Here is a 20,918-nt window from a genome sequence, read left to right on the forward strand (position 1 = left end):
TCACTACTAATGACTGTTTATTAACACAGGTTATCATCCACCATCAGAACGAGGAATATCACCTGCGCCGGACAAAAAACGGAAAACTGATTCTGACCAAATAATATACCGGCCAGCCACCTGTTTCCTTAAGGCAGCCAGCTTACTTTTTGACACCTGTTATCCGGTTTGCACCTGTTTGGTACAAACCATGAAAAAGTAAGGATCTGCCATGAGCGACAAAAAACTCTCCCGTTACATCGCCCTGAGTAAACGGGATTTATTCGCCTGTTCCTATGATATTGCTAAAAAAATGCGCATATCCGAGGCGGAGCTGGCACACTGCCGGGTCGGATATGATACCTGCCGCCTCACACCGGATATCCCCGCTATTTTTCGTTTACTTGCCACTGCCGGCGACCTGGCCGGCGTTACCGAAAATGACAATGCGATGCAGGAACACTACGGCACATATGCTAATGTCGAGTTCGGGGAACATGCAAGCCTGCTGCTGAATCCGTACGGGCTGGATTTACGCTTTTTCCTGTCTCAGTGGCACTCTGCATTTGTGTTAGCAGAAAATACGCTGAACGGGCTGCAACACAGCCTGCAGTTTTTTGATCGTCACGGCTATGCTGTCCACAAAATATATACTACACGTAATACGGATATGACCGTCTGGAAACAACTGACTGCACAATTTGCCACGCATGACAATCCACGGGTTACCCCCAGGCCTGTCGTCATTCCGGCTTCCGTGCCACTGACACCGGAACAGCAGACTGAATTTACCCGCAACTGGCAGCAAATGACCGATGTACACCAGTTCTTTACTCTGCTGAAAAAATTTAATATCAGCCGCTTACAGGCATTCCGTTATGTGGATAACACGCTGGCACAGCGGATAGATAACAGTGCATTATTACGGCTGCTCGCACTGTGCGAAAAAGATAAGAATGACATCATGATCTTTGTCACCAACCGGGGATGTGTCCAGATTTTCACCGGCGCCATCACCCGGCTCGAAAGGATGATCTCCGCGGATAGCGGAAAATACTACATTCATATTTTCAATGAGTTATTCTCTTTCCGCATAGCTGAATCACACATTGCGGAATGCTGGATAACCCGTAAACCCACCAAAGACGGTATTGTTACCAGCATGGAATTATTTGATAAAAACGGCCAGGCTATCGCCCAGTTGTTCGGCCAGCGCACCGAAGGTGAACCGGAACAAACTGTCTGGCGTCGTCAGATTGATACCCTGCTGTCAGACAATATCGATAAGGCTGTAGCATGAAAAAATATATCTTGCTGCTGCTGTTCTGCTTTTGTCCGTCTGCACTCAGTGTTCAAGGTGGTATTATTACCCTGGGCGGGGATGTCACCGAGATTGTTTTTGCACTCGGTGCCGGTGATCGGGTCATTGCCCGTGATACGACCAGTGAGCATCCGCCACAAGTCACTCAGTTACCGGATGTCGGCTATCTGCGGCTGCTTAATGCGGAAGGTTTATTATCGCTTCAGCCCTCACTGATCCTCGCCAGTGAACTGGCCTATCCTTCCGCCGTATTATCTCAGATCAGTATGGCTGGTATCCCTGTTGTCACCGTGAGTGCCAAAGCGGAGCTTACCGCTATCACCACTAAAATCAGCCAGATTGCGGAAGCTCTGGCTTTGCAGTCAGCAGCTGCGGCCCTGACTGCCGACATTGACCGTAAACTGAATGCCGTTCCGCAAACGCCCCTGCCGGTGAATGTACTGTTTCTGCTCAGCCACACGGGTACCGCCCCGATGGCAGCCGGTACAGATACCGCTGCTGACAGTCTGATCCGCAGTGCGGGCGGAAAAAATGCCGCCGGTTCTTTTCGCCGCTACCGGCCTCTGTCTGCAGAAGGGATGATTGCCGCTCAGCCGGATTTAGTGGTGATCACCCGCAACGGTCTGGCTTCACTCGGCAGCACCGACAAGCTGTGGCAGTTACCGGGACTGGCGCAAACCCCCGCCGGAAAACACCAGAGCGTATTGATAGCCGATGACATGGGATTTCTCGGCTTCGGGTTACAAACGCCTGAAACACTGCGTCAGTTACGCAAAGCGATGGAGGCAACAGCTGCGCTATGAACAATCCGCCTGCTTTTCATCTGCGCCGCCTGTGCCTCTGTTTGCTGTTATCAGTCATGATATTTACTGCCATGAATACCGGCGGACTGCCGGTTTCTGTCAGTGCATTCCTGCGGGGTGAGATCACCCCGCAACTCTGGCAGATTTGGTTGTCTGTACGTCTGCCGAGGATTGCACTGGCTGTTCTGGCTGGCATGGCACTGGCGACTGCCGGTGTATTATTGCAGGGATTGTTCCGCAACCCGCTGGCTGATCCCGGTTTACTCGGGATCAGCAGCGGTGCTGCCGTTGCCGTGGCACTGGGCATTGTCTTTCTCGCGCCTTATCTGAGCGGTACACTCACACTGTATCTGCACATTATTACCGCATTCAGTGGTGCGCTTTGTATCAGCGGGCTGATTTTTATGCTCAACCGCCGCCGTCAGCCATTACTGCGCCTGTTACTGTGCGGTATCGCCGTTAATGCCATCAGCATGTCTTTTGTCGGCGTACTCAATTATCTGAGTGATGATAACGAATTACGTCAGTTTTCACTCTGGATGATGGGCGGCACCGGGCATATCAGCTGGGTTCTGCTGCTGCCGGCTATCATACTGATACTCCCTGTATTTTATGCTGCATTCAGGCTGTCACGTCCGTTGGATATGATTCAGCTGGGAGAGGAAGAAGCACATTATGCCGGCGTCAATGTCCGCCGGACACAACAGTGTGTACTGCTGATCAGTGCTCTGCTTACCGGTATCACCGTGGCACTGTGCGGAATTATCGGTTTTATCGGCCTGGTTATCCCCCACCTGATGCGTATGATTTTCGGCTGGCATCACCGGCTTCTGCTGGTAACATCGGCCCTTGCAGGCGCGCTGCTGTTACTGCTTTCGGACACTCTTGCCCGCACCCTGGTGGTACCGGCAGAAATTCCGGTCGGGTTACTGACCGGACTGCTCGGCGCGCCTTATTTTCTCTGGCTGATTTTCTCGGTGAAGGAATAATATGTCCCGCATAACCACAAATACCACACCACCGGTACTGGTTGCAGAGAATATCTGTTTTTCCCGCCACGGACAGCCGGTAATCAGTGATATCTCCCTGACATTACACTGCGGAACCATCACTGCTGTTACCGGCCCGAATGGTGCGGGAAAATCAACCCTTCTTCGTTTACTCAGTGGTTATTGCCCCTGTGACAGCGGACAAATCATGCTGCGCGAAAAACCGATGACATCCTGGTCGCCCGCTGCTCTGGCACAGATCAGGGCGGTCATGACACAACAAAGTTCTATCTCTGCCCCCTACCGGGTCAGAGACATTATTGCGCTGGGGGATTTGCACAGAGAATATACACGTCAGACGACCATTGATGAAGTGATACACCTGACGGCCTGCGAATCATTGCTCGATAAACGCTGGTATCAGCTTTCCGGTGGTGAGCAGCAGCGGGTTAATCTGGCACGGACACTGATGCAACTGAGCGGCCCGTTACCCATTCCCCGCCTGCTATTACTGGATGAACCCACTGCCGCGCTGGATCTTCACCACCAGCAACGCCTGATACGGATGCTGAAAAAGCGGGTGAGCACGACCTCCCTGGCCGTCTTCTGTATTCTGCATGACCTGAATTTAGCGTCTTTATATGCTGACCACATCATAATGCTGAATAACGGATGCATTGTCCGTCAGGGAACGCCGGGAGAAGTACTACAAAAAACGGTACTGACGGAAACCTATCAGGCTGACCTGATAACGCTCCGCCATCCGCTTACCGGCAATAATTCTGTGTTACTTACCCCGTAATATTCATCACTTTTTGCCGTAACACGTTGTTTGCGGCAAAAAGTCATTGCCGAGAGCAAACATAAGGTATACCCGAGCAATTCGCAGCCCTCTTCTGCCAGGTTTTTTGCCAGCCGGTTAAAATCATCTCCCATCATGCCGCGCCATAAAATCCCCATACCAAACAGGCGCGAAAATACCAGTACCACCAGCAAACCGGTGACCATCATCCCGTATGCCGGGTGGGTGACAAAACGGTACAACCCGCTAACCGCTGTACGCGGATGCAGAAAAGCATAGACAATCGCAGCCAGTGAGACCGGAACCGCGAACCAGAACCATGCGCCGTGAGAAATATAATCAAAAATCTGATCCAACTCCCTGATCAGCATGCTGGCAAACAATCCGGCAATCAGGAAAAAACCCGCTCTGTCCTCCGGTTCCCGCAGCCCTTTGCGGAAAAACAGCACAATCACGGCCAGCAGCATCACTTCAGCAACAATTTCTGTCACCGAGTCTTCCCCCAAATCATTCTTAAGAACCAAAATATCAATAAACAACAGACCTGTGCTGGCAGCCATGATCAGTGCCAACATAAAAAAACGCCCCATTGCCCCGAAAAGAAACCGAAATTGCTGTGACATAACTATCCTGAATTATATTTATCGTCAGCGGATTCTATCGATTTCCAATCTGTAATTGGTGACATATGGTGCTATATGCTGGTGATAAACCAATTGGTTTCATCTATTGGTCTGATAATGATTCTCAATCATGAAAGGCACGATTTGCCTACACAATTCTTGGAAAATTCATAAAATATGACTAATAACATCAGTGACTATTAGAATTTATAGATTGTAGCCCGATTTTGGGAGGTGAACATGTCAGAAAGTGTAGTGAACGATATTATCAAATGGCTGGAAACTCAGTTACAGCGCAATGAAGGGATCAAGATCGATACTATTGCGGATAAAAGCGGTTATTCAAAATGGCATCTTCAGCGTATTTTCAAAGATATCAAGGGATGCACATTAGGTGAGTATGTCCGTAAACGTCGCCTGCTGGAGGCCGCTAAATCTCTGCGCGATAACGATATGTCTATTCTGGATATCGCGTTGCAGTATGGTTTCAGTTCACAGGCAACCTTTACCCGTATCTTTAAAAAACATTTCAATACCACACCGGCAAAATTCCGTGATCACGGCCAGATGCCGGAACCGCGCTGTTTCATGGAGTGTGGTTCACACTAAATGGCTGAAAAATATCCCCGCCGCCGTCACCGGTCAAACGGGGATATTTTTTTATCCTGCTGTAATCACTGAGCCGATTAACCGCCTGCTTTATTTAAGCTCTGCCGCCAGCCAGTCCCGCAACTGAGTCAATTCATCGTGCATGTCCGGATAACCGATCATAAGCTCAGTAAATACCGCTGTCACCGCATCAGCACTGTAACGCTGACCTGTCAGTAGTTGTGCCAGTTGCTCCAGCGGGGCCGGGTCAAGACTGTCAGTAAAAATCTGCGCCCGGCTGATCATGCCGCGCTCCACATCAAAATGCAGTTCAATACCGCCCCATTTAAAGCGGGTATCCAACAGATGGCTGAAGGCCGGTGCATTACCGAAATTCCAGTCCCAGCTGCTTTGTCTGGCAAAGGTTTCAGCAAATCCCGGCAGGTCAGGAAGTGAATCCGGTGAAATCAGTTCCGTTTCCGCTTTCTCGCCGTAATAGTCGAAAAACGCCGCTTTAATCACGTCACAAACCTGTTCATGGTCAATCCCCGGAATAATTTCCGCCAGATTAGTCACCCGTGAGCGGACAGAGGTGATCCCTTTAGCCTGCAATTTCTTCGGATCCGGGTTGAGATAATCCGCCAGACGGCTTAAATCCGCATTAATTAATACCGTACCATGATGAAAACCGCGATCTTTGGTTTCCCGGTACGCCGACCCGGAAATTTTTCGCTCACCATCTCCGCTGTTCACCACCAGGTCATTACGCCCGGATGCCGATACCGAAATACCGAGCCGGGATAAACCATCGAGAATAATATTGGTGGATACCGTTTTGTCATATTCCGGTTTCCCGGCCATAAAGGTGAAATTAGTATTTCCCTTGTCGTGGAATACCGCCCCGCCGCCGCTGCTGCGCCGGGCTAATTTAATATGGTCGGATTCCATTTTGCGGGTATTACATTCCTTCCACGGGTTTTGCGCCCGGCCAATAACCACGGTGTCATTATTACGCCACAGAAACAGCACACGCTGGTCAGCGGGCATTTGCCGGAAAATACACTCTTCAACAGCAAGGTTAAACCACGGATCAAAGGAATCAGAAATAAAAAGACGAAGTGACGACATGTTGTCCCCCGGAAAAAATAGGCTGCCGATAAGATAACATAGTTATACCGATGATTTTAAAGTCTGCGCGCCTGCCAGAAGACTTTTTTCCAATAGACGTTATCAAGGCTGGAACGCATCACACCTTTGCTTGTCGAGGCATGAATAAAGGCGCGATCAGAATCATAGATACCGACATGTAACCCGTTTTCGCCACCGCCGGTTTTAAAGAATACCAAGTCGCCGGGCTGTAAATCCTCAACATCAATCCGGGTGCCATAAGTGGTCTGGGCTTTGGTGGTGCGCGGCAGTGAAATAGCAAAGCGGTCATTAAATGTCCGGTAGACAAAACCGGAGCAATCAATACCGTTTACATCCATTCCGCCATAGTGATAAGGCGTACCGTACCATTGCGATAATTGTTCCCGCAACTGGGCAATCACCATAATCGGATCCGATAATTCCGTTTTGATCGGCGGTGCGTGGTATTTACGCGGTGTCGATGAACAGCCGACAACGGCTAATACGCAGATAAAAAGCAGAGAACGGAATATCATTTTCATTGTATTATCCCCGGTACGGCTGACCTTCAACCCGCATTACTGTATTAATATCTGCGGGTGAAAGTCAATATTTGCCGTATTTTACCCGGTGTTACGGCATTTTCCGGTAATACAGCAATGTCAGATTTTCATCAGTAACCAGTTCGTCAGCCGGTGAGACATCGTTTTCATCCACCCCGTGACGATCCCGCAGGATCAGCGCAACATTACCGGTTTTACGGGCGTTATTCAGCCAGGATTCAAAGTCATCATGTGTAATAAATTTTGATTTTGTATCCGGATAGATATCACTCAGTCCGTATTTCAGTTCTCCCGGACGGTCAAACATATAAATATCGCTGCGCTGCAATTCCCAGGCCGCTGAAGTGCCGATACCAACACTGTTAACCAGAATATAACGGGCATCTTTCAGCAGCGCGATATTATCCTGAATAAAAATCTGCGGTAAATTTGCCCGTTCCGTACGGGCCGGTAACAGCGAACTGACCGATAAACTGATTGCCACCGTACAAAATGCCGCCAGCATCCAGTAACGGCAACCCTTTATCAGGGTGAACACCGAAACAGCAATCCAGAACAGGAATATCGCAATGGCCCCGGTAAATTTGCCGCGCTCATCCGCAGAATACACCAGGGTATTTTCCAGGTTGTTTATTACCAGCAGAGCAATAACCGCGCAGAAACCGAAAATAATATTGATCACCGCATTCAGTTTAAAGACAGATACGGCCTGTTTTTTTATCAGGGTATGGATATATGCTGCCATCAGGATCGTCAGTGGTGCAATGACCGGCAGAATATAGGTCAGTAATTTTCCTTTGGCGATACTGAAAAATAAGAACGGCAATACTGTCCAGCACAGCAGGAAGAATAACGGCTTATTTTCACGGCGCTGTTGCCAGCCCTGTTTTAATGCCCCGAATAAAAAACCGCTCCAGGGTAAAACACCGGCAAACAAAATCGGAATAAAGAACCAGAATGGCGAGAGATTTTGCGCCTCTTTACTCATAAAACGTTGTATGTGCTCAACCACGACAAAATAGCGCCAGAAATCAGGCTCGGCGTGATATATCGCCAGCGCCCACGGCAGTGTGATAAGCCCGGCTGCAGCGATCCCCGCCCAGCAATAACAAAGCATAGTTTTAAAACGTCGGTAGAAAATATGCACCGGAATCAGCGCAATAACCGGCAATACCAGTGCCAGAAAACCCTTTGTCATCAGCGCCATGCCGCAGGCCAGCCCGAAGGAAATCCAGTAGCTCAGCAATGCACGGCGTGACTGCGCGGTGATCAGCCCATAACTGAGATAAATCACCAGCGTGACCCACATGGTCAAAATCGGATCCAGCGTACTGTAAGTCCCGAGTGCGAGAACCAGTAACATACTGGCATACAGAAAGGCGGCTGTGCGGGCGATGACTTTTTCATCCCACATTTTCATTGTCAGCTGGTAAACCAGCCATGTGCTGACCATTGTTGAGAACAGGACACCAAAACGCACTGCAAATTGTGTATGACCAAACAACATCTGACTGATGTTATTTACCCAATAACCCGCCACCGGCTTTTCAAAATAGCGGATATCCAGCAGATGCGGCACCACCCAGTTACCGTCAGCCAGCATTTCCCGGCTGATCTCCGCATACCGGGTTTCATCCGGCTGCCATAACGCACGAAATTCCAAAGGAATAAAATAGGTTACTGCAATAAACAACAGGAATAACACAGTCCACATTGCGGCAGACGGATACGCCACATGAAACGCGGACTTACGGCTGTTAACGTCCAATATAACCTCCGGACAAGGATACAATTTTACCACAACAAGGTAATCATCTCTGTTACCTCCATTAAGACCCGGGTATGGGAAAATAATTCACGGTGTAACAGAATATTTTGTTTATATAACAAAGAAAAAACGGAGGGATTAATACAGGCTTAATCGTTTAATGACGGCTTAATAAAACACTAAGCCGTATTATGATTATACGGCGGGTTTTTCTTTACTGTGGATCAGACGCACCCCAAACAGAATAAAAATAATACCGATACTTTTTATCAGCGACACACCTTCATTAAACCAGGGCAGGAACGCAGCCAGCAAATAGACAAACACATAACTCAGGCTGATAAGCGGGTAGGCTTTATTGAGCGGCAAATCCCGCAGCGCGAGCAACCAGCACACCATTGACAGAACATAGCCCGCCAGTCCGGCGAAAACGACTGCGAACGGTTGCCACTGAGATAGCAACCAGCGGATATCCAGCCACTGCGGGCTCAGGGCAATATCCGGTAATTGTGTCACACCCAGTTTCAGCAACAGCTGCGCGACGGTGACAAACAGCACACTGCCGAGTACCCAAAGATATCCGCGCATCAGTGTCCCGCTCCCATCAGAATCACGCCGGTGACAATCGCTGCCACACCGCACCAGTGTTTACGGGTTACCCGTTCACCGTATAAAAACTGCGCCACCAGGGTAACCACCACAAAGTTGATACTCAGCATCGGATAGGCGATATTCAGCGGCATAACCTGCAAAAGTTTCAGCCACAGCAGCATTCCCAGACCCAGCAGAAACACCGCCAGCACCAGCCAGTACAGGCCTCTGCGTTTTGCATTTTCCTGTGCAGACTGCCAGACATCAACCGCCTGTTTCTGGCAGATCTGACCACCGCAGGTGAGAAAACTCACAATAATCAGTAAAACAATTTGCCCGAACACCATCACACCTTATGGCTGTTTATCATAGATATAGAGGGTCATCCGGCTGTTTTCGGTTCGTTTGTCCGCCGACGGCAGTTTGGCATCGTAGGTATCATTTTTATCTGTTACCAGCAGTGCAACCTGCCCTTTCTTACGGGTTTCCGCCAGCCACTCAGCGAAAGTCGCATCATTCAGCAGACGGTATTCGCTGTCCGGATATTTCAGACCATAAGTCAGTTCGCCCGAATTATTCAGCAGATAAATATCACCGCGTTTCAGCTCCCAGGCCAGTCCGGCACCAATGCCGACACTGTTACTGACAATAAACGGACTTTTTTCCAGATCAGCCATATTCTGGCGGATAAATGCCTGCGGCAGTTTGGAATCCACTGAGTGATCCGGCACCGCGCTGCCGAAGGTCAGACTGACCACCAGGGAACAGGAAGCTGCCCACAGCCAGTGTTTTGCTTTCAGCAGATAACAGAGATACCCGATGATGCCCCAGATAGTAAAGGCGACAATCCCCAGAACCACTTTGGACCATTCATCCGGCTGATAAATTGGTTTTTTCACCAGATAGCTGGCAATGATCAGTCCTGCGACGGCGATCGCACCAAAGGCCAGGTTCAGGATACCGTTCGCCTGCAGCGCTTTCATCCGGTGCTTACGCACACAATCCACACCGTATTTGGCGATCATCACCGCCAGTGGCGCCATCAGCGGCAGCATATAGGTCGGCAGTTTCCCTTTGGCAATACTGAACAGCAGGAACGGAGCCACAAACCAGCAGAACAGGAAGAACATCGGCGGATTATTGCGCCGCTCTTTCCAGCCTTTAAACAATGCGCCGGGCAGTAACGCCAGCCACGGCAGACAACCGAGCAGGATCACCGGGATGTAGTACCAGACCGGTGAGGCGTGCTGGGCGTCTTCACCTGAAAAACGCTGGAAATGCTCCACCACAATGAAATAGCGCCAGTAATCCGGCTCCTGCTGATGAACCGCAATCGCCCACGGCAAGCTGATCAGCACTGCGCAGATCACCGCCAGCGGGCCGAATTTCAGTAACTCAATAAAACGCCGCTGGTACAGCATCACCGGCAGCATTGCCACCACCGGGATCGCCAGCGCAAGGAAGCCTTTGGTCATAAAGCCCATACCACAGGACAGGCCCAGCAGGCACCAGGACGTTATCCTGGTTTTCATATTTTCGGCTTTCAGTGCCCTGAAGCTGAAGGCCATCGAGGCAATCACCCACATGGCAAACATCGGGTCGAGCACACTGTATGTGCCGACACTGAACACCAGAAACATGGAGACAAAGACCAGCGACGCAACAAATGCTGTGTGACGATTGCGCCACATCAGAAGCGTCATCCAGTAAACCAGCAGAGTACTGATAAGGATGCTGAAGACCGAGCCTGCACGGACAGCAAAATTGGTATGACCGAAAACCAGCTGGCTGACATTATTCACCCAGTAACCGGCCACCGGTTTTTCAAAATAACGCAGATCGAGTAACTTCGGGACAACCCAGTCGCCCTGTGTCACCATTTCACGGCTGATTTCCGCATACCGGGTTTCATCCGGATGCCAGAGCAGACGATCATTGATCGGGAAAAGGTAAGTTAACACGAAAAAAAGAGCCAGCAGAAAGGCTCCGATTTTACTCGCCCGGTTATTCAGCATGTAATGCTATCCCTCTTGTTGGCAGCCCAGCCACCCTTCCCGGCCGGGGAAATCACCCCGTACCACTTTGCCTGTCGGTAATGTTGATAAATCAGACGGCAGCAATTCACTGAGCGGACAAAAGCGGAAATCCTCATGTTTAATCCGTTCCAGTAATGCCTCAAACTGTGCGGCTTTGGACATGCCTTCCACTTCAGTGTGGATAGTATAGACCGGTACGCCCTGATCCCGTCTGATTGCATCGAGGATAAAGTCGTTGAAATCCGCATCAGCCACCTGCGGCCCCACCACTTCATCATAGGTCGGCAGTGTAACAGGAATCTGTACGGTTCCGGTAGTCCCGTCTGCAAGAAGCGGGCGAAACGGATGCGTGCCGCGGCAATCACTGTTGTAGGCAAAACCAAACGCCTGTTTGGCTTCAATCACCCGTTCATCCGCACGCCAGCCTGCCACCGCAGAGCACTGTACCGGTTGTCCGGTCGCCTGTGATAAGGCATCGGTGCCCAGGCGAATCTGCTCTGTGATTTGTGCCGGTGTCCAGCGGCCGACTTTCGCCTGCCAGCCCTGGTGATCCCAGGCATGCAGGCCGACTTCATGACCGGCATCCAGCGTCTGTTTCATCAGATAGCCGAGGTCACGGGCAATTTTTTTCCCCGGCCACGCCGTACCGGCCAGCAGAATATCCAGGCCGTATAATGACGCCGCATTGGAGCGCAGCATTTTCCACAGAAACTTAGGACGCAAAAGGCGCCACAAGTGACGCCCCATATTGTCCGGCCCGACGCTGAAGAAAAAACTGGCTTTAATATCGTGCTGCGCAAATACCTTCAGTAACTGCGGCACACCTTCTAGTGTGCCGCGGTAGGTATCCACGTCAACCCGCAGGCCGACATTTTTCATTACTCGTCGTTCCTCAGCTCTTCAACCGCACCGCGCAGGAAGAAGTCGAGCGTTTCTTCGACAGTCTGGCGGGTATCGATAGTCGGTTTCCAGTCCAGTAAACGCTCCGCATTTTTGATGCTTGGTTTACGGTGTTCCACGTCCTGGTAACCTTTACCGTAGTAAGTGCTGCTTTCGATTTTACGGAAGCCGGCAAACGGCGGGAAGTTATCACGCAGCGGATGTTTCTCGAAGCAGTCGAGCAGCATTTCTGCCAGTTCGCGGATACTCGCTTCGTTCACCGGGTTACCGATGTTGATGATCTGACCGTCACACTTGCCGTCACGGTTTTCAATGATGCGGAACAGGGCTTCGATACCGTCATGGATATCAGTAAAGCAGCGTTTCTGCTCACCACCGTCAACCAGTTTAATCGGAGAACCTTCCACCAGGTTCAGGATCAGCTGAGTGATAGCACGGGAGCTGCCGATACGTGCAGAGTTCAGGCTGTCCAGACGCGGCCCCATCCAGTTGAACGGACGGAACAGTGTGAATTTCAGACCTTCTTTCGCGCCGTATGCCCAGATAACCCGGTCAAGCAGCTGTTTGGAAACAGAATAGATCCAGCGCTGTTTGTTGATTGGGCCGACAATCAGGCGTGAATTATCTTCGTCAAACTCTTTGTCATCACACATACCGTACACTTCAGAGGTGGACGGGAAGATGATGCGTTTGTTGTATTTTGCACAGTAACGGACGATTTTCAGGTTTTCTTCGAAGTCCAGCTCGAACACGCGCAGCGGGTTACGGGTGTATTCGATTGGTGTGGCAATCGCCACCAGCGGCAGAATGACATCACATTTTTTGATGTGATACTCAATCCACTCGGTGTGAATGCTGACATCCCCTTCGATAAAGTGGAAACGCTCGTCACCGATGAAACGGTCAATCGCGGAAGAGCTGATATCCATACCATAGATATCGTAGTTGCCGTCTTCCAGCAGACGTTCTGTCAGGTGGTTACCGATGAAACCGTTCACACCCAGGATCAGCACACGCTTGCGGCGGGCAACCTGCGCAGTGGCTTTCGGGCCGACGCGGACATCCGTCACGATACCCATTTCTGCTGCCAGACGGGCACCCTGCACATACAGGCCGGATTCACCCTGACCGCTGATCACTTCCAGCGCGCCGTCTCCGCAGGCAATCACCAGCGGCTCAGCTGAAATAACGGTTCCCGGACGTTTGCCTTTGTTATCAGCAAGCACGCGGCTGCGCCAGATGATCATTTTGCGCTCACCCAGGAAGGTAAATGCGCCCGGGTACGGTTCTGTCACCGCGCGGACCAGGTTGTGGATCTGTGCCGCAGACTGATTCCAGTCGATCAGACCATCTTCCGCACAACGGCGGCCGAAGTAAGTGGCCTGAGATTCATCCTGAGCGGTGGTTTTGCAGGTACCGGCCTCAATCAGCGGTAAGGTTTTGTTCAGCAGTGTTTCTGCGGCTTCACGAACTTTACCGTGAACAATCAGGGAAGTATCGTCACCACCGATAGTCACTTTTTCCTGCGCGACGATATCGCCGGCATCGGCTTTGGCCACCATTTTGTGCAGGGTAACACCGGTTTCGGTTTCACCGTTCAGCACAGCCCAGTTGATTGGTGCGCGGCCGCGGTATTTCGGCAGCAGAGAACCGTGCAGGTTGAATGCGCCTTTCGGTGCCAGCGCCAGAATCTCTTCGCTCAGCATATCGCGGTAGTAGAAAGAGAAAATAACATCCGGTTTCAGTTCACGGATGCGATCCACCCACAGCGGATGGTTAACGTTTTCAGGGGCATAAACCGGCAATTCCATGTCCGCACTGACGCGGGCCACCGATGAGAAGAAATGGTTTTCACCCGGGTCGTCCGTATGGGTAAAGACGGCCTGAATATCAAAGCCCGCTTTTTTCAGAGCCTTCAATCCGACACAACCAATATCATGGTAGGCAAATACGATTGCTTTCATTAGTTTTTTTCCTGAGTTTCAGTTTCACTGGTCTCTTTCGCCTGAGCGCCGACCACTTTTTGAATAAAATACCGGGGACGTGCACGAACATCGTTATAAATCCGCCCGATATATTCCCCGAGCAGACCCATTGCCACGAATTGTGCGCCGATAAACATAAATAAGATGGCGAACAGGGTAAACACGCCCTCTGCCGCCCACAGTGCGCCGAAAGCCACGCGCAGGATAATCAGTAACAGCGCCAGCAGGAAACCGGACGCAGCGATGATACTGCCGACAATGCTTAACAGGCGCAGCGGCGCAGTGGTCAGGCAGGTCAGCAGGTCATACATCAGATTGATCAGTTTGAGGAAACTGTATTTTGAGTCACCGAACTCACGTTCAGCATGTCTGACATCAATTTCAATCGTTTTACGGGCAAAGGTGTTTGCCAGAATCGGAATAAAGGTGCTGCGCTCATGGCACTGTAACATCGCGTCGATGATATGACGGCGGTACGCACGCAGCATACAGCCGTAGTCACCCATGGCGCTGCCGGTTGCGGCAATGATCATTTTGTTGATCATTTTTGAGGCGGTTTTGCGGAACCAGGAATCCTGACGGTTTGCGCGGCGTGTGCCGACCACGTCATAACCCTCTTCTGCTTTTTCAACCAGACGCGGGATCTCTTCCGGCGGGTTCTGTAAATCCGCATCCATGGTGATCACCAGATCACCGTCAGCCTGTCTGAATCCTGCCATTATCGCGGAATGCTGACCGTAGTTACGGTTAAGCAGAACAGCGACCACATGGTTTTCCGGAATTTCTGCCGCCTGCGTCAGCAATTCCGCTGAGCGATCACGGCTGCCGTCATCGACCAGCACAATTTCATAGGCCTGTTTCAGCGACTGACAGGCTTTGATTGTACGTTCCAGCAACTGAGGAAGACTCTCTTCCTCGTTATAAACCGGAATCACCACTGAGACTTTCTTAATTTCGTTAAATGACACTTATTTCTGCTCCGCAAGAATAGCTCTGATTGCGTCTGTCACACGGGTCACATCACTGTCTTTCATATCCGGGAAGAACGGCAGCGAACATAATGTCGCCGTGTTCCACTCTGAATTCGGCAGTGATAATGACGGGTACCGTTCCCGGTAATATTTCTGGGTATGCGCTGCACGGAAGTGCAGGCCTGTCCCGATATTGACCGCTTTTAACTGCTCCATAAACGTATCGCGATCGATGCCGCAGACCACTTTATCCACACGGATCATCAGCAGATGATTGGCGTGCAGATGCGGATAATCCGGCACGGATAACAATTCAACCGGCAGCCCGTCCAGGGCTTCACGGTAACGCTGTGCCAGGTGTGTACGGCGTGCGTTCAGTTCGTCCATCCGGCTCAGCTGTACCACGGCAATCGCAGCGTGGATATCTGACAGGTTATATTTGAACCCCGGTTCGACCACTTCCGCCTGCGGTTTGCGCCCCTGCATCTGACGGTCAAACGCATCCACACCCAGCCCGTGGAACTTAAGACAACGGATACGCTGTGCAAGTTCATCATCATCTGTCGCAATTAATCCGCCTTCCGCACAGGTGACGTTTTTAATCGCGTGGAAGGAAAAAATGGCCGTGCCTTTTTCGCCGATCCACTCATCCCGGTAGCGGGTACCGACGGCATGCGCGGCATCTTCCAGCAGAAAAATAGTGTGTTCCTGCGCAATAGCACGTAAAGCAACCAAATCACAGGGAGCACCGGCATAATGAACAGGAATGATGACTTTGGTTTTCGGGGTAATCGCCGCACGGACAGCATCCGGCTGAATCATCAGTGTATCGCGGTCAACATCAATCATCACCGGTACCGCGCCGAGCAGTTCGATCATATTGATGGTGGACACCCAGGTATGTGAAGGTGTGATCACCTCATCCCCCGGGCCGACACCCAGTGCCATCAGCGCAACGTGCATACCGGCGGTTGCTGATGCCAGAGCAATGGCGTGTTTACAGCCGAAACGCTGACAGAAATCCGCTTCCAGCTGCTGATTCTGCGGGCCGGTGGTGATCCAGCCGGAACGCAGTACTTTTTCAACAGCCGCGATTTCTGACTCCCCGATAGCTGGCCGGGAAAACGGAAGAAACTCAAGCATAAATACAACCTAATAAGAATCGGAAGTGATGATTATATCCTGAATTGATTCAATTGACGCTCAACACCAGGGCCCTGTTTAAATAAATCTTAATCTTTGCGGCCATAAATAACCGCAATTGAGTGCGGCATGATAACAAAAATCAGCGCCGTTGTTGATGCCAATCTGTTATTTGCCACTGTGTTTCTTGTGTTGGTCTGATACTTTTTATTTCGGACTGAAAAAGTTCGCTCAAAATATCTTCAGTCATCATTATCTGAGTTTCACCGGCTGCAAGTACCTGACCGGCTTTAAGTAACACCACTGCGTCCGCATGCAGATAACTGTGGTTTAAATCATGACCGCTGGTAATAATCGTCCCCCGCTGCTCACAAAACCGGGCTATCCATTTATCCAGCATCGCCTGCTGGGTAATATCCAGGTGGTTACGCGGCTCATCCAGTAATACGTATTTCCCGGACAAGTCATCCGTTGTCCATAATTGCAGAAATATGGCTGCTATTTTTACCCGCTGCCATTCGCCGCCGGATAATTGCGTCAGCATACGCGGCAATAACAGCTCCAGCTGAAAATCGCCGCACAGCTGATAAATAAGCTGTGTATTCTCCTGCACCGCCGGCATATAGAGCTGCAGGTACTGAAACACCGTCATCACCGGGACGCAATCGGTGGTTTGAGTCAGGTACGCGCGAAACTGTGCCTGCTGCCGTTTGGGGATCGTTTTTAAATCCGAGTCACGGTAGCGGATTTGCCCGTCATAGCGCACAGCATCCGCCAGTGCCGCCAGCAATGTGCTCTTACCGGAGCCGTTCGGCCCCAGCAGATGGATTTGCTGCCCGGCAAAAAATTGCAGGGCATCACAGGAGAGACGGCGGCCGATGCGGATCCCGCTGACATCAAGTAACACATTTTCCATCAGCGGCGCCCTCCGTGGTGACGGGTCAGCAGATAAATAAAGGCCGGTGCACCGATGGTAGCGGTCACCACGCCAATCGGGATCTCTGCATTGGATAAAATCAGCCGCGAGCATAAATCCGCCAGCAGCAGACTGACTGCGCCGAATAGTGCGCAGGCGGGTAATAATGTCCGGTGATCGGTAATACCCATCAGCCGCAGCATATGCGGAATAATCAGCCCGATAAAACTGATGGCGCCCGCCACCGCCACACTCAGGCCGATCAGCAACCCGACGGCGATAATAAACACATTGCGCCAGCGGTGTGCCGACACCCCGAGCTGCTGGGCATTGACCTCGCCCAGCGCAAGATAGTTAAGCACCGGTGCCTGCCACAGCAGCCACACCGCGACCACGGCTATCGCCGCCAGCAACGGGCTGAGCCGCCAGTCCGCCCCGGAAAAACTCCCCATCATCCAGTACATCAGCTGACGCAAATCCAGACTGGTGCTGAAATACACCATCCAGGTCATAAATGCGCCGCAGATAACGCCGAGTGCCACACCGACCAGCAGCAACTGGCTGTTACTCAGCCGCCGGAAATGCGCAAAATAAAGCAGAATCAGGGTCAGCAGTGTCGCCCCGATCACCGCCCCGCCCCCAAGCACCCACAGCGGTGGCATGCCTTTGAAAAACAGCACGATAAAAACAACAAACACCCCTGCACCATTACTCACGCCGAGTAATCCCGGTTCCGCCAGCGGGTTTTCAAAGATAGCCTGCATCACCGCACCGGCCATTGCCAGACCAGCGCCCACGGCAATCACCGCCAGCACGCGCGGGAAACGCAGATCCCAGACAAACAGCTGTGCGGTTTCAGATAACCACTGGCCCGGAAAAATCCACATCTCACCGGCGCACAGTGCAACGGCGATCATTATCAGCAAGGTAACGGAAAGAAGAATTATGCGCTGTACATCCCGCTTTTTCCGCGTCTGTACCAGCTTCGTGATGGGGTTGTGAATATGCATGAGATCCCTGTCATTGTTCAAGACGGGAGGCAGTATACCTGAGTCAGAAAGCGGTTAATGTCTGACAAACCACAGAAAAGAAAACGACCTCATAAGAGGTCGTTTCAGGTCTTACTCTTTCGGTGTCGATTTCTCGACCTTGGCTTTCAGCTTCTGCCCCGGACGGAAAGTGACAACACGACGGGCTGTGATAGGAATATCTTCACCCGTTTTCGGGTTACGGCCCGGACGCTGATTCTTGTCCCGCAGATCAAAGTTTCCGAAACCGGATAATTTCACCTGCTCACCATTCTCAAGAGAACGGCGTACCTCTTCAAAAAACAGCTCAACCAGGTCCTTCGCATCGCGTTTGCTCAGGTCCAGTTTTTCCGACAGATTTTCTGACATTTCAGCTTTAGTAAGCGCCATAGGTTTAGTCCCTCAAGGATGCTTTAAATCGCTGTTGCAACGCGGCAACGCATTTGTTTACGGTTGCTGCAATTTCATCTTCTTCAAGTGTACGCTCTGTATCCTGTAAGGTCAGACTGATCGCCAGACTCTTATAACCCTCAGCAACACCCTTACCACAGTACACGTCAAATAAGTTTATGCCAACTAACTGATTTACGCCAACTTTTTTACATTCATTCAGAATGTCTTGCGCAGCGACGTTTTCCGGCACAACGATGGCGATATCCCGGCGATTCGCAGGGAAGCGTGAAATTGCTTCAGCCTCAGGAATAATACGGTTTGTCAGTGCGTCCCAGCGGATTTCAAAGACAACCGTACGGCCGTTGAGATCCAGTTTTTTCTCCAGTTCCGGATGAACCACACCGATATAGCCGATATGCTCATCTTCCAGATAAATCTCAGCACCTTGTCCCGGATGGAGGGCCGGATTCGTCGTTGCTTTAAACGATACACGATCTAATTTACCAGTCAATTCGAAAATCGCTTCCAGATCACCTTTTAAATCATAAAAATCAACAACCTGTTTTTCTGATGACCAGTGCTCCTCATTGCGGTTACCGGCGATAACGCCAGCCAGCATGGTTTCCTGACGGATCCCGAGGTCTGCGGCCGCATCCGGTACAAAGCGCAGGCCTGATTCAAACAGGCGGACACGGCTCTGCTGACGGTTCTGGTTGTACACAACGGTGCTTAACAGGCCGGTCAGCAATGACAGACGCATGGCTGACATGTCCGCAGAGATCGGATTCGGCAGAATAATAGCGTCCTGGCCCGGATGCAGCAGAGCCTGAATCTTCGGATCGACAAAGCTGTAAGTGATTGCTTCCTGGAAACCACGGTCAACCAGCAGTGTTTTCACACGCTTAAGCGGCAGATGTGCTTCGTGACGCGAGGTCATAATCAGATCTGCACGCAGCGGAACATCCGGGATATTGTTGTAGCCGTAAATACGGGCCACTTCTTCCACCAGATCTTCCTCAATCTCCATATCGAAACGCCATGACGGCGCCGTCACCAGCCACTGATCCTGAGACATTTTCACATCGCAGCCCAGACGGGTCAGAATATCCGTTACCTGTGCATCATCCACATAGTGACCAATCAGACGATCAAGCTTGTTGCGGGTCAGCGTAATCGTTGCGGCTTCAGGTAAATCCGCCTCAGAAACCACTTCAATGATTTCGCCCGGCTCACCGCCGCAGATATCCAGAATCAGGCGTGTGGTACGTTCAGCCGCAATACGCTGTAACTGCGGATCCACACCGCGCTCAAAACGGTGTGAGGCATCGGTATGCAGACCATACTGACGCGCACGACCGGTAATCGCCAGCGGATTAAAAAACGCGGTTTCCAGCAAAATATTTTTGGTGGTGTCAGACACACCGGAGTGCTCACCGCCGAAAATACCGGCCATGCCCAGCGCACCCCGGCGATCTGCAATGACCAGAATGTTATCCGTCAGCGTGACTTCGTTACCGTCCAGCAGTGTCAGTTTTTCACCCTGCTCTGCCATACGGACAATCAGCTCACCCTCAAGGGTATCCAGGTCATAAGCATGCTGCGGCTGACCCAGCTCCAGCAGAACGTAGTTAGTGATATCCACGACCGGATCGATAGAGCGGATGCCGCCGCGGCGCAGTTTTTCCACCATCCACAACGGGGTTTTTGCTGTCACATCGACATTTTTAATCACACGTCCGGTAAAACGCGGACACGCCTGCGGCGCATCAACACGGATCGGGAACGTGTCCTGATGAACAGCAGCGACCGGGGACATATCCGGCACCTGATAATCCATCTTATTGAGAACCGCCACATCACGGGCCACACCACGGATACTCAGGCAGTCCGCACGGTTCGGCGTGATGCTGATTTCAATCGCGGTATCATCCAGCTTCATATACTCACGCAGATCAGTACCGATCGGCGCATCTGCCGGTAATTCAATAATGCCGCTGTGATCAGCGCTGATACCCAGCTCAGAGAATGAGCAAAGCATACCTTCTGACGGCTCGCCGCGCAGTTTGGCAGCTTTGATTTTAAAATCGCCCGGTAAGACCGCGCCGACTGTCGCAACAGCCACACGCAGCCCCTGACGGCAGTTTGGCGCGCCGCAGACGATATCGAGCAGGCGGTCACCGCCGGTATTCACTTTTGTCACACGCAGTTTGTCGGCGTTCGGGTGCTGTCCGCATTCAACCACTTCCCCGATAACCACACCGTTAAACTGACCGGCAACGGCTTCTGTGCCGTCCACTTCCAGGCCGGCCATGGTGATCTGATCAGATAACGCGTCGCTGCTGACAGCCGGGTTTACCCATTCGCGTAACCAGAGTTCACTGAATTTCATGA

The 20,918-nt window shown here is 51.3% G+C and carries 21 protein-coding genes; 6 read left to right on the forward strand and 15 right to left on the reverse strand.

Annotation, left to right across the window (positions count from 1 at the left end; genetic code table 11):
• Positions 1-35: 35 nt before the first annotated feature.
• The 5 genes from hemP to N7387_RS16565 all read left to right on the forward strand — a co-directional run bounded on the left by hemP (position 36) and on the right by N7387_RS16565 (position 3,894).
• Positions 36-104 (forward strand): hemin uptake protein HemP, encoded by a 69-nt coding sequence (gene hemP / locus N7387_RS16545; protein WP_262859390.1) that lies wholly within the window; start codon positions 36-38, stop codon positions 102-104.
• 107 nt (positions 105-211) lie between these two features.
• Complete coding sequence (locus tag N7387_RS16550) at positions 212-1,279, forward strand: ChuX/HutX family heme-like substrate-binding protein (protein WP_279800346.1); 1,068 nt, start codon at positions 212-214, stop codon at positions 1,277-1,279.
• Positions 1,276-2,103: an ABC transporter substrate-binding protein gene (locus tag N7387_RS16555; RefSeq protein ID WP_279800347.1), complete on the forward strand. Its 828-nt coding sequence runs from the start codon at positions 1,276-1,278 to the stop codon at positions 2,101-2,103. The genes N7387_RS16550 and N7387_RS16555 overlap by 4 nt, the downstream gene beginning before the upstream one ends.
• A complete protein-coding gene (locus N7387_RS16560) occupies positions 2,100-3,092 on the forward strand; it encodes an iron ABC transporter permease (protein ID WP_279800348.1) in 993 nt (330 codons plus the stop codon). The genes N7387_RS16555 and N7387_RS16560 overlap by 4 nt, the downstream gene beginning before the upstream one ends.
• A gap of 1 nt (position 3,093) precedes the next feature.
• Positions 3,094-3,894 carry a heme ABC transporter ATP-binding protein gene (locus N7387_RS16565; RefSeq protein WP_279800349.1) on the forward strand — a complete coding sequence of 267 codons (801 nt, stop codon included), beginning with the start codon at positions 3,094-3,096 and terminating at the stop codon, positions 3,892-3,894.
• Here N7387_RS16565 and N7387_RS16570 read toward each other — a convergent pair.
• The gene (locus N7387_RS16570; RefSeq protein WP_279800350.1) at positions 3,828-4,517 is read right to left on the reverse strand and encodes a hypothetical protein; all 690 of its coding nucleotides are present in this window, start codon (positions 4,515-4,517) and stop codon (positions 3,828-3,830) included. The two genes, N7387_RS16565 and N7387_RS16570, sit on opposite strands and share 67 nt — an antisense overlap.
• A gap of 240 nt (positions 4,518-4,757) precedes the next feature.
• Here N7387_RS16570 and N7387_RS16575 point away from each other — a divergent pair, with 240 nt between their 5' ends.
• Positions 4,758-5,126, forward strand: a complete 369-nt coding sequence (locus N7387_RS16575; protein WP_025153017.1) for a helix-turn-helix domain-containing protein — start codon at positions 4,758-4,760, stop codon at positions 5,124-5,126.
• Positions 5,127-5,216: 90 nt separating this feature from the next.
• Here N7387_RS16575 and N7387_RS16580 read toward each other — a convergent pair whose 3' ends face one another.
• From N7387_RS16580 to pheT, 14 genes are all read right to left on the reverse strand, one after another.
• Complete coding sequence (locus tag N7387_RS16580) at positions 5,217-6,233, reverse strand: lipoate--protein ligase A (RefSeq protein ID WP_279800351.1); 1,017 nt, start codon at positions 6,231-6,233, stop codon at positions 5,217-5,219.
• 56 nt (positions 6,234-6,289) lie between these two features.
• On the reverse strand, positions 6,290-6,775 hold the full coding sequence (locus tag N7387_RS16585; RefSeq protein ID WP_262882326.1) for an NlpC/P60 family protein: 486 nt from the start codon (positions 6,773-6,775) through the stop codon (positions 6,290-6,292).
• Positions 6,776-6,866: 91 nt separating this feature from the next.
• Positions 6,867-8,564: a lipid IV(A) 4-amino-4-deoxy-L-arabinosyltransferase gene (gene arnT, locus N7387_RS16590; RefSeq protein ID WP_279800352.1), complete on the reverse strand. Its 1,698-nt coding sequence runs from the start codon at positions 8,562-8,564 to the stop codon at positions 6,867-6,869.
• A gap of 195 nt (positions 8,565-8,759) precedes the next feature.
• Entirely contained in the window at positions 8,760-9,155 is a 396-nt protein-coding gene (arnF, locus tag N7387_RS16595; protein WP_279800371.1) for a 4-amino-4-deoxy-L-arabinose-phosphoundecaprenol flippase subunit ArnF, read from the reverse strand.
• Positions 9,152-9,502, reverse strand: a complete 351-nt coding sequence (arnE, locus tag N7387_RS16600) for a 4-amino-4-deoxy-L-arabinose-phosphoundecaprenol flippase subunit ArnE (RefSeq protein WP_262859325.1) — start codon at positions 9,500-9,502, stop codon at positions 9,152-9,154. Before arnE ends, arnF begins: the two co-directional genes overlap by 4 nt.
• Positions 9,503-9,508: 6 nt before the next feature.
• A complete protein-coding gene (arnT, locus tag N7387_RS16605; RefSeq protein ID WP_279800353.1) occupies positions 9,509-11,170 on the reverse strand; it encodes a lipid IV(A) 4-amino-4-deoxy-L-arabinosyltransferase in 1,662 nt (553 codons plus the stop codon).
• A 6-nt stretch (positions 11,171-11,176) separates the two neighbouring features.
• A complete protein-coding gene (arnD, locus tag N7387_RS16610) occupies positions 11,177-12,070 on the reverse strand; it encodes a 4-deoxy-4-formamido-L-arabinose-phosphoundecaprenol deformylase (protein WP_262862009.1) in 894 nt (297 codons plus the stop codon).
• Positions 12,070-14,055: a bifunctional UDP-4-amino-4-deoxy-L-arabinose formyltransferase/UDP-glucuronic acid oxidase ArnA gene (gene arnA / locus N7387_RS16615; protein ID WP_279800354.1), complete on the reverse strand. Its 1,986-nt coding sequence runs from the start codon at positions 14,053-14,055 to the stop codon at positions 12,070-12,072. Before arnA ends, arnD begins: the two co-directional genes overlap by 1 nt.
• Positions 14,055-15,044 (reverse strand): undecaprenyl-phosphate 4-deoxy-4-formamido-L-arabinose transferase, encoded by a 990-nt coding sequence (gene arnC, locus N7387_RS16620; RefSeq protein ID WP_279800355.1) that lies wholly within the window; start codon positions 15,042-15,044, stop codon positions 14,055-14,057. Before arnC ends, arnA begins: the two co-directional genes overlap by 1 nt.
• Entirely contained in the window at positions 15,045-16,190 is a 1,146-nt protein-coding gene (gene arnB, locus N7387_RS16625; protein WP_279800357.1) for a UDP-4-amino-4-deoxy-L-arabinose aminotransferase, read from the reverse strand.
• Positions 16,191-16,332: 142 nt separating this feature from the next.
• A complete protein-coding gene (locus N7387_RS16630; protein WP_279800358.1) occupies positions 16,333-17,106 on the reverse strand; it encodes an ATP-binding cassette domain-containing protein in 774 nt (257 codons plus the stop codon).
• Complete coding sequence (gene btuC, locus N7387_RS16635) at positions 17,106-18,116, reverse strand: vitamin B12 ABC transporter permease BtuC (RefSeq protein WP_262859331.1); 1,011 nt, start codon at positions 18,114-18,116, stop codon at positions 17,106-17,108. The genes N7387_RS16630 and btuC overlap by 1 nt, the downstream gene beginning before the upstream one ends.
• Positions 18,117-18,227: 111 nt before the next feature.
• Positions 18,228-18,524: an integration host factor subunit alpha gene (gene ihfA / locus N7387_RS16640; protein WP_004235369.1), complete on the reverse strand. Its 297-nt coding sequence runs from the start codon at positions 18,522-18,524 to the stop codon at positions 18,228-18,230.
• Positions 18,525-18,528: 4 nt separating this feature from the next.
• A complete protein-coding gene (gene pheT / locus N7387_RS16645) occupies positions 18,529-20,916 on the reverse strand; it encodes a phenylalanine--tRNA ligase subunit beta (RefSeq protein WP_262882330.1) in 2,388 nt (795 codons plus the stop codon).
• Positions 20,917-20,918: the final 2 nt, after the last annotated feature.

The sequence above is a fragment of the Morganella sp. GD04133 genome (assembly GCF_029835375.1).
In the GTDB taxonomy this organism is placed as follows: domain Bacteria; phylum Pseudomonadota; class Gammaproteobacteria; order Enterobacterales; family Enterobacteriaceae; genus Morganella; species Morganella morganii_B.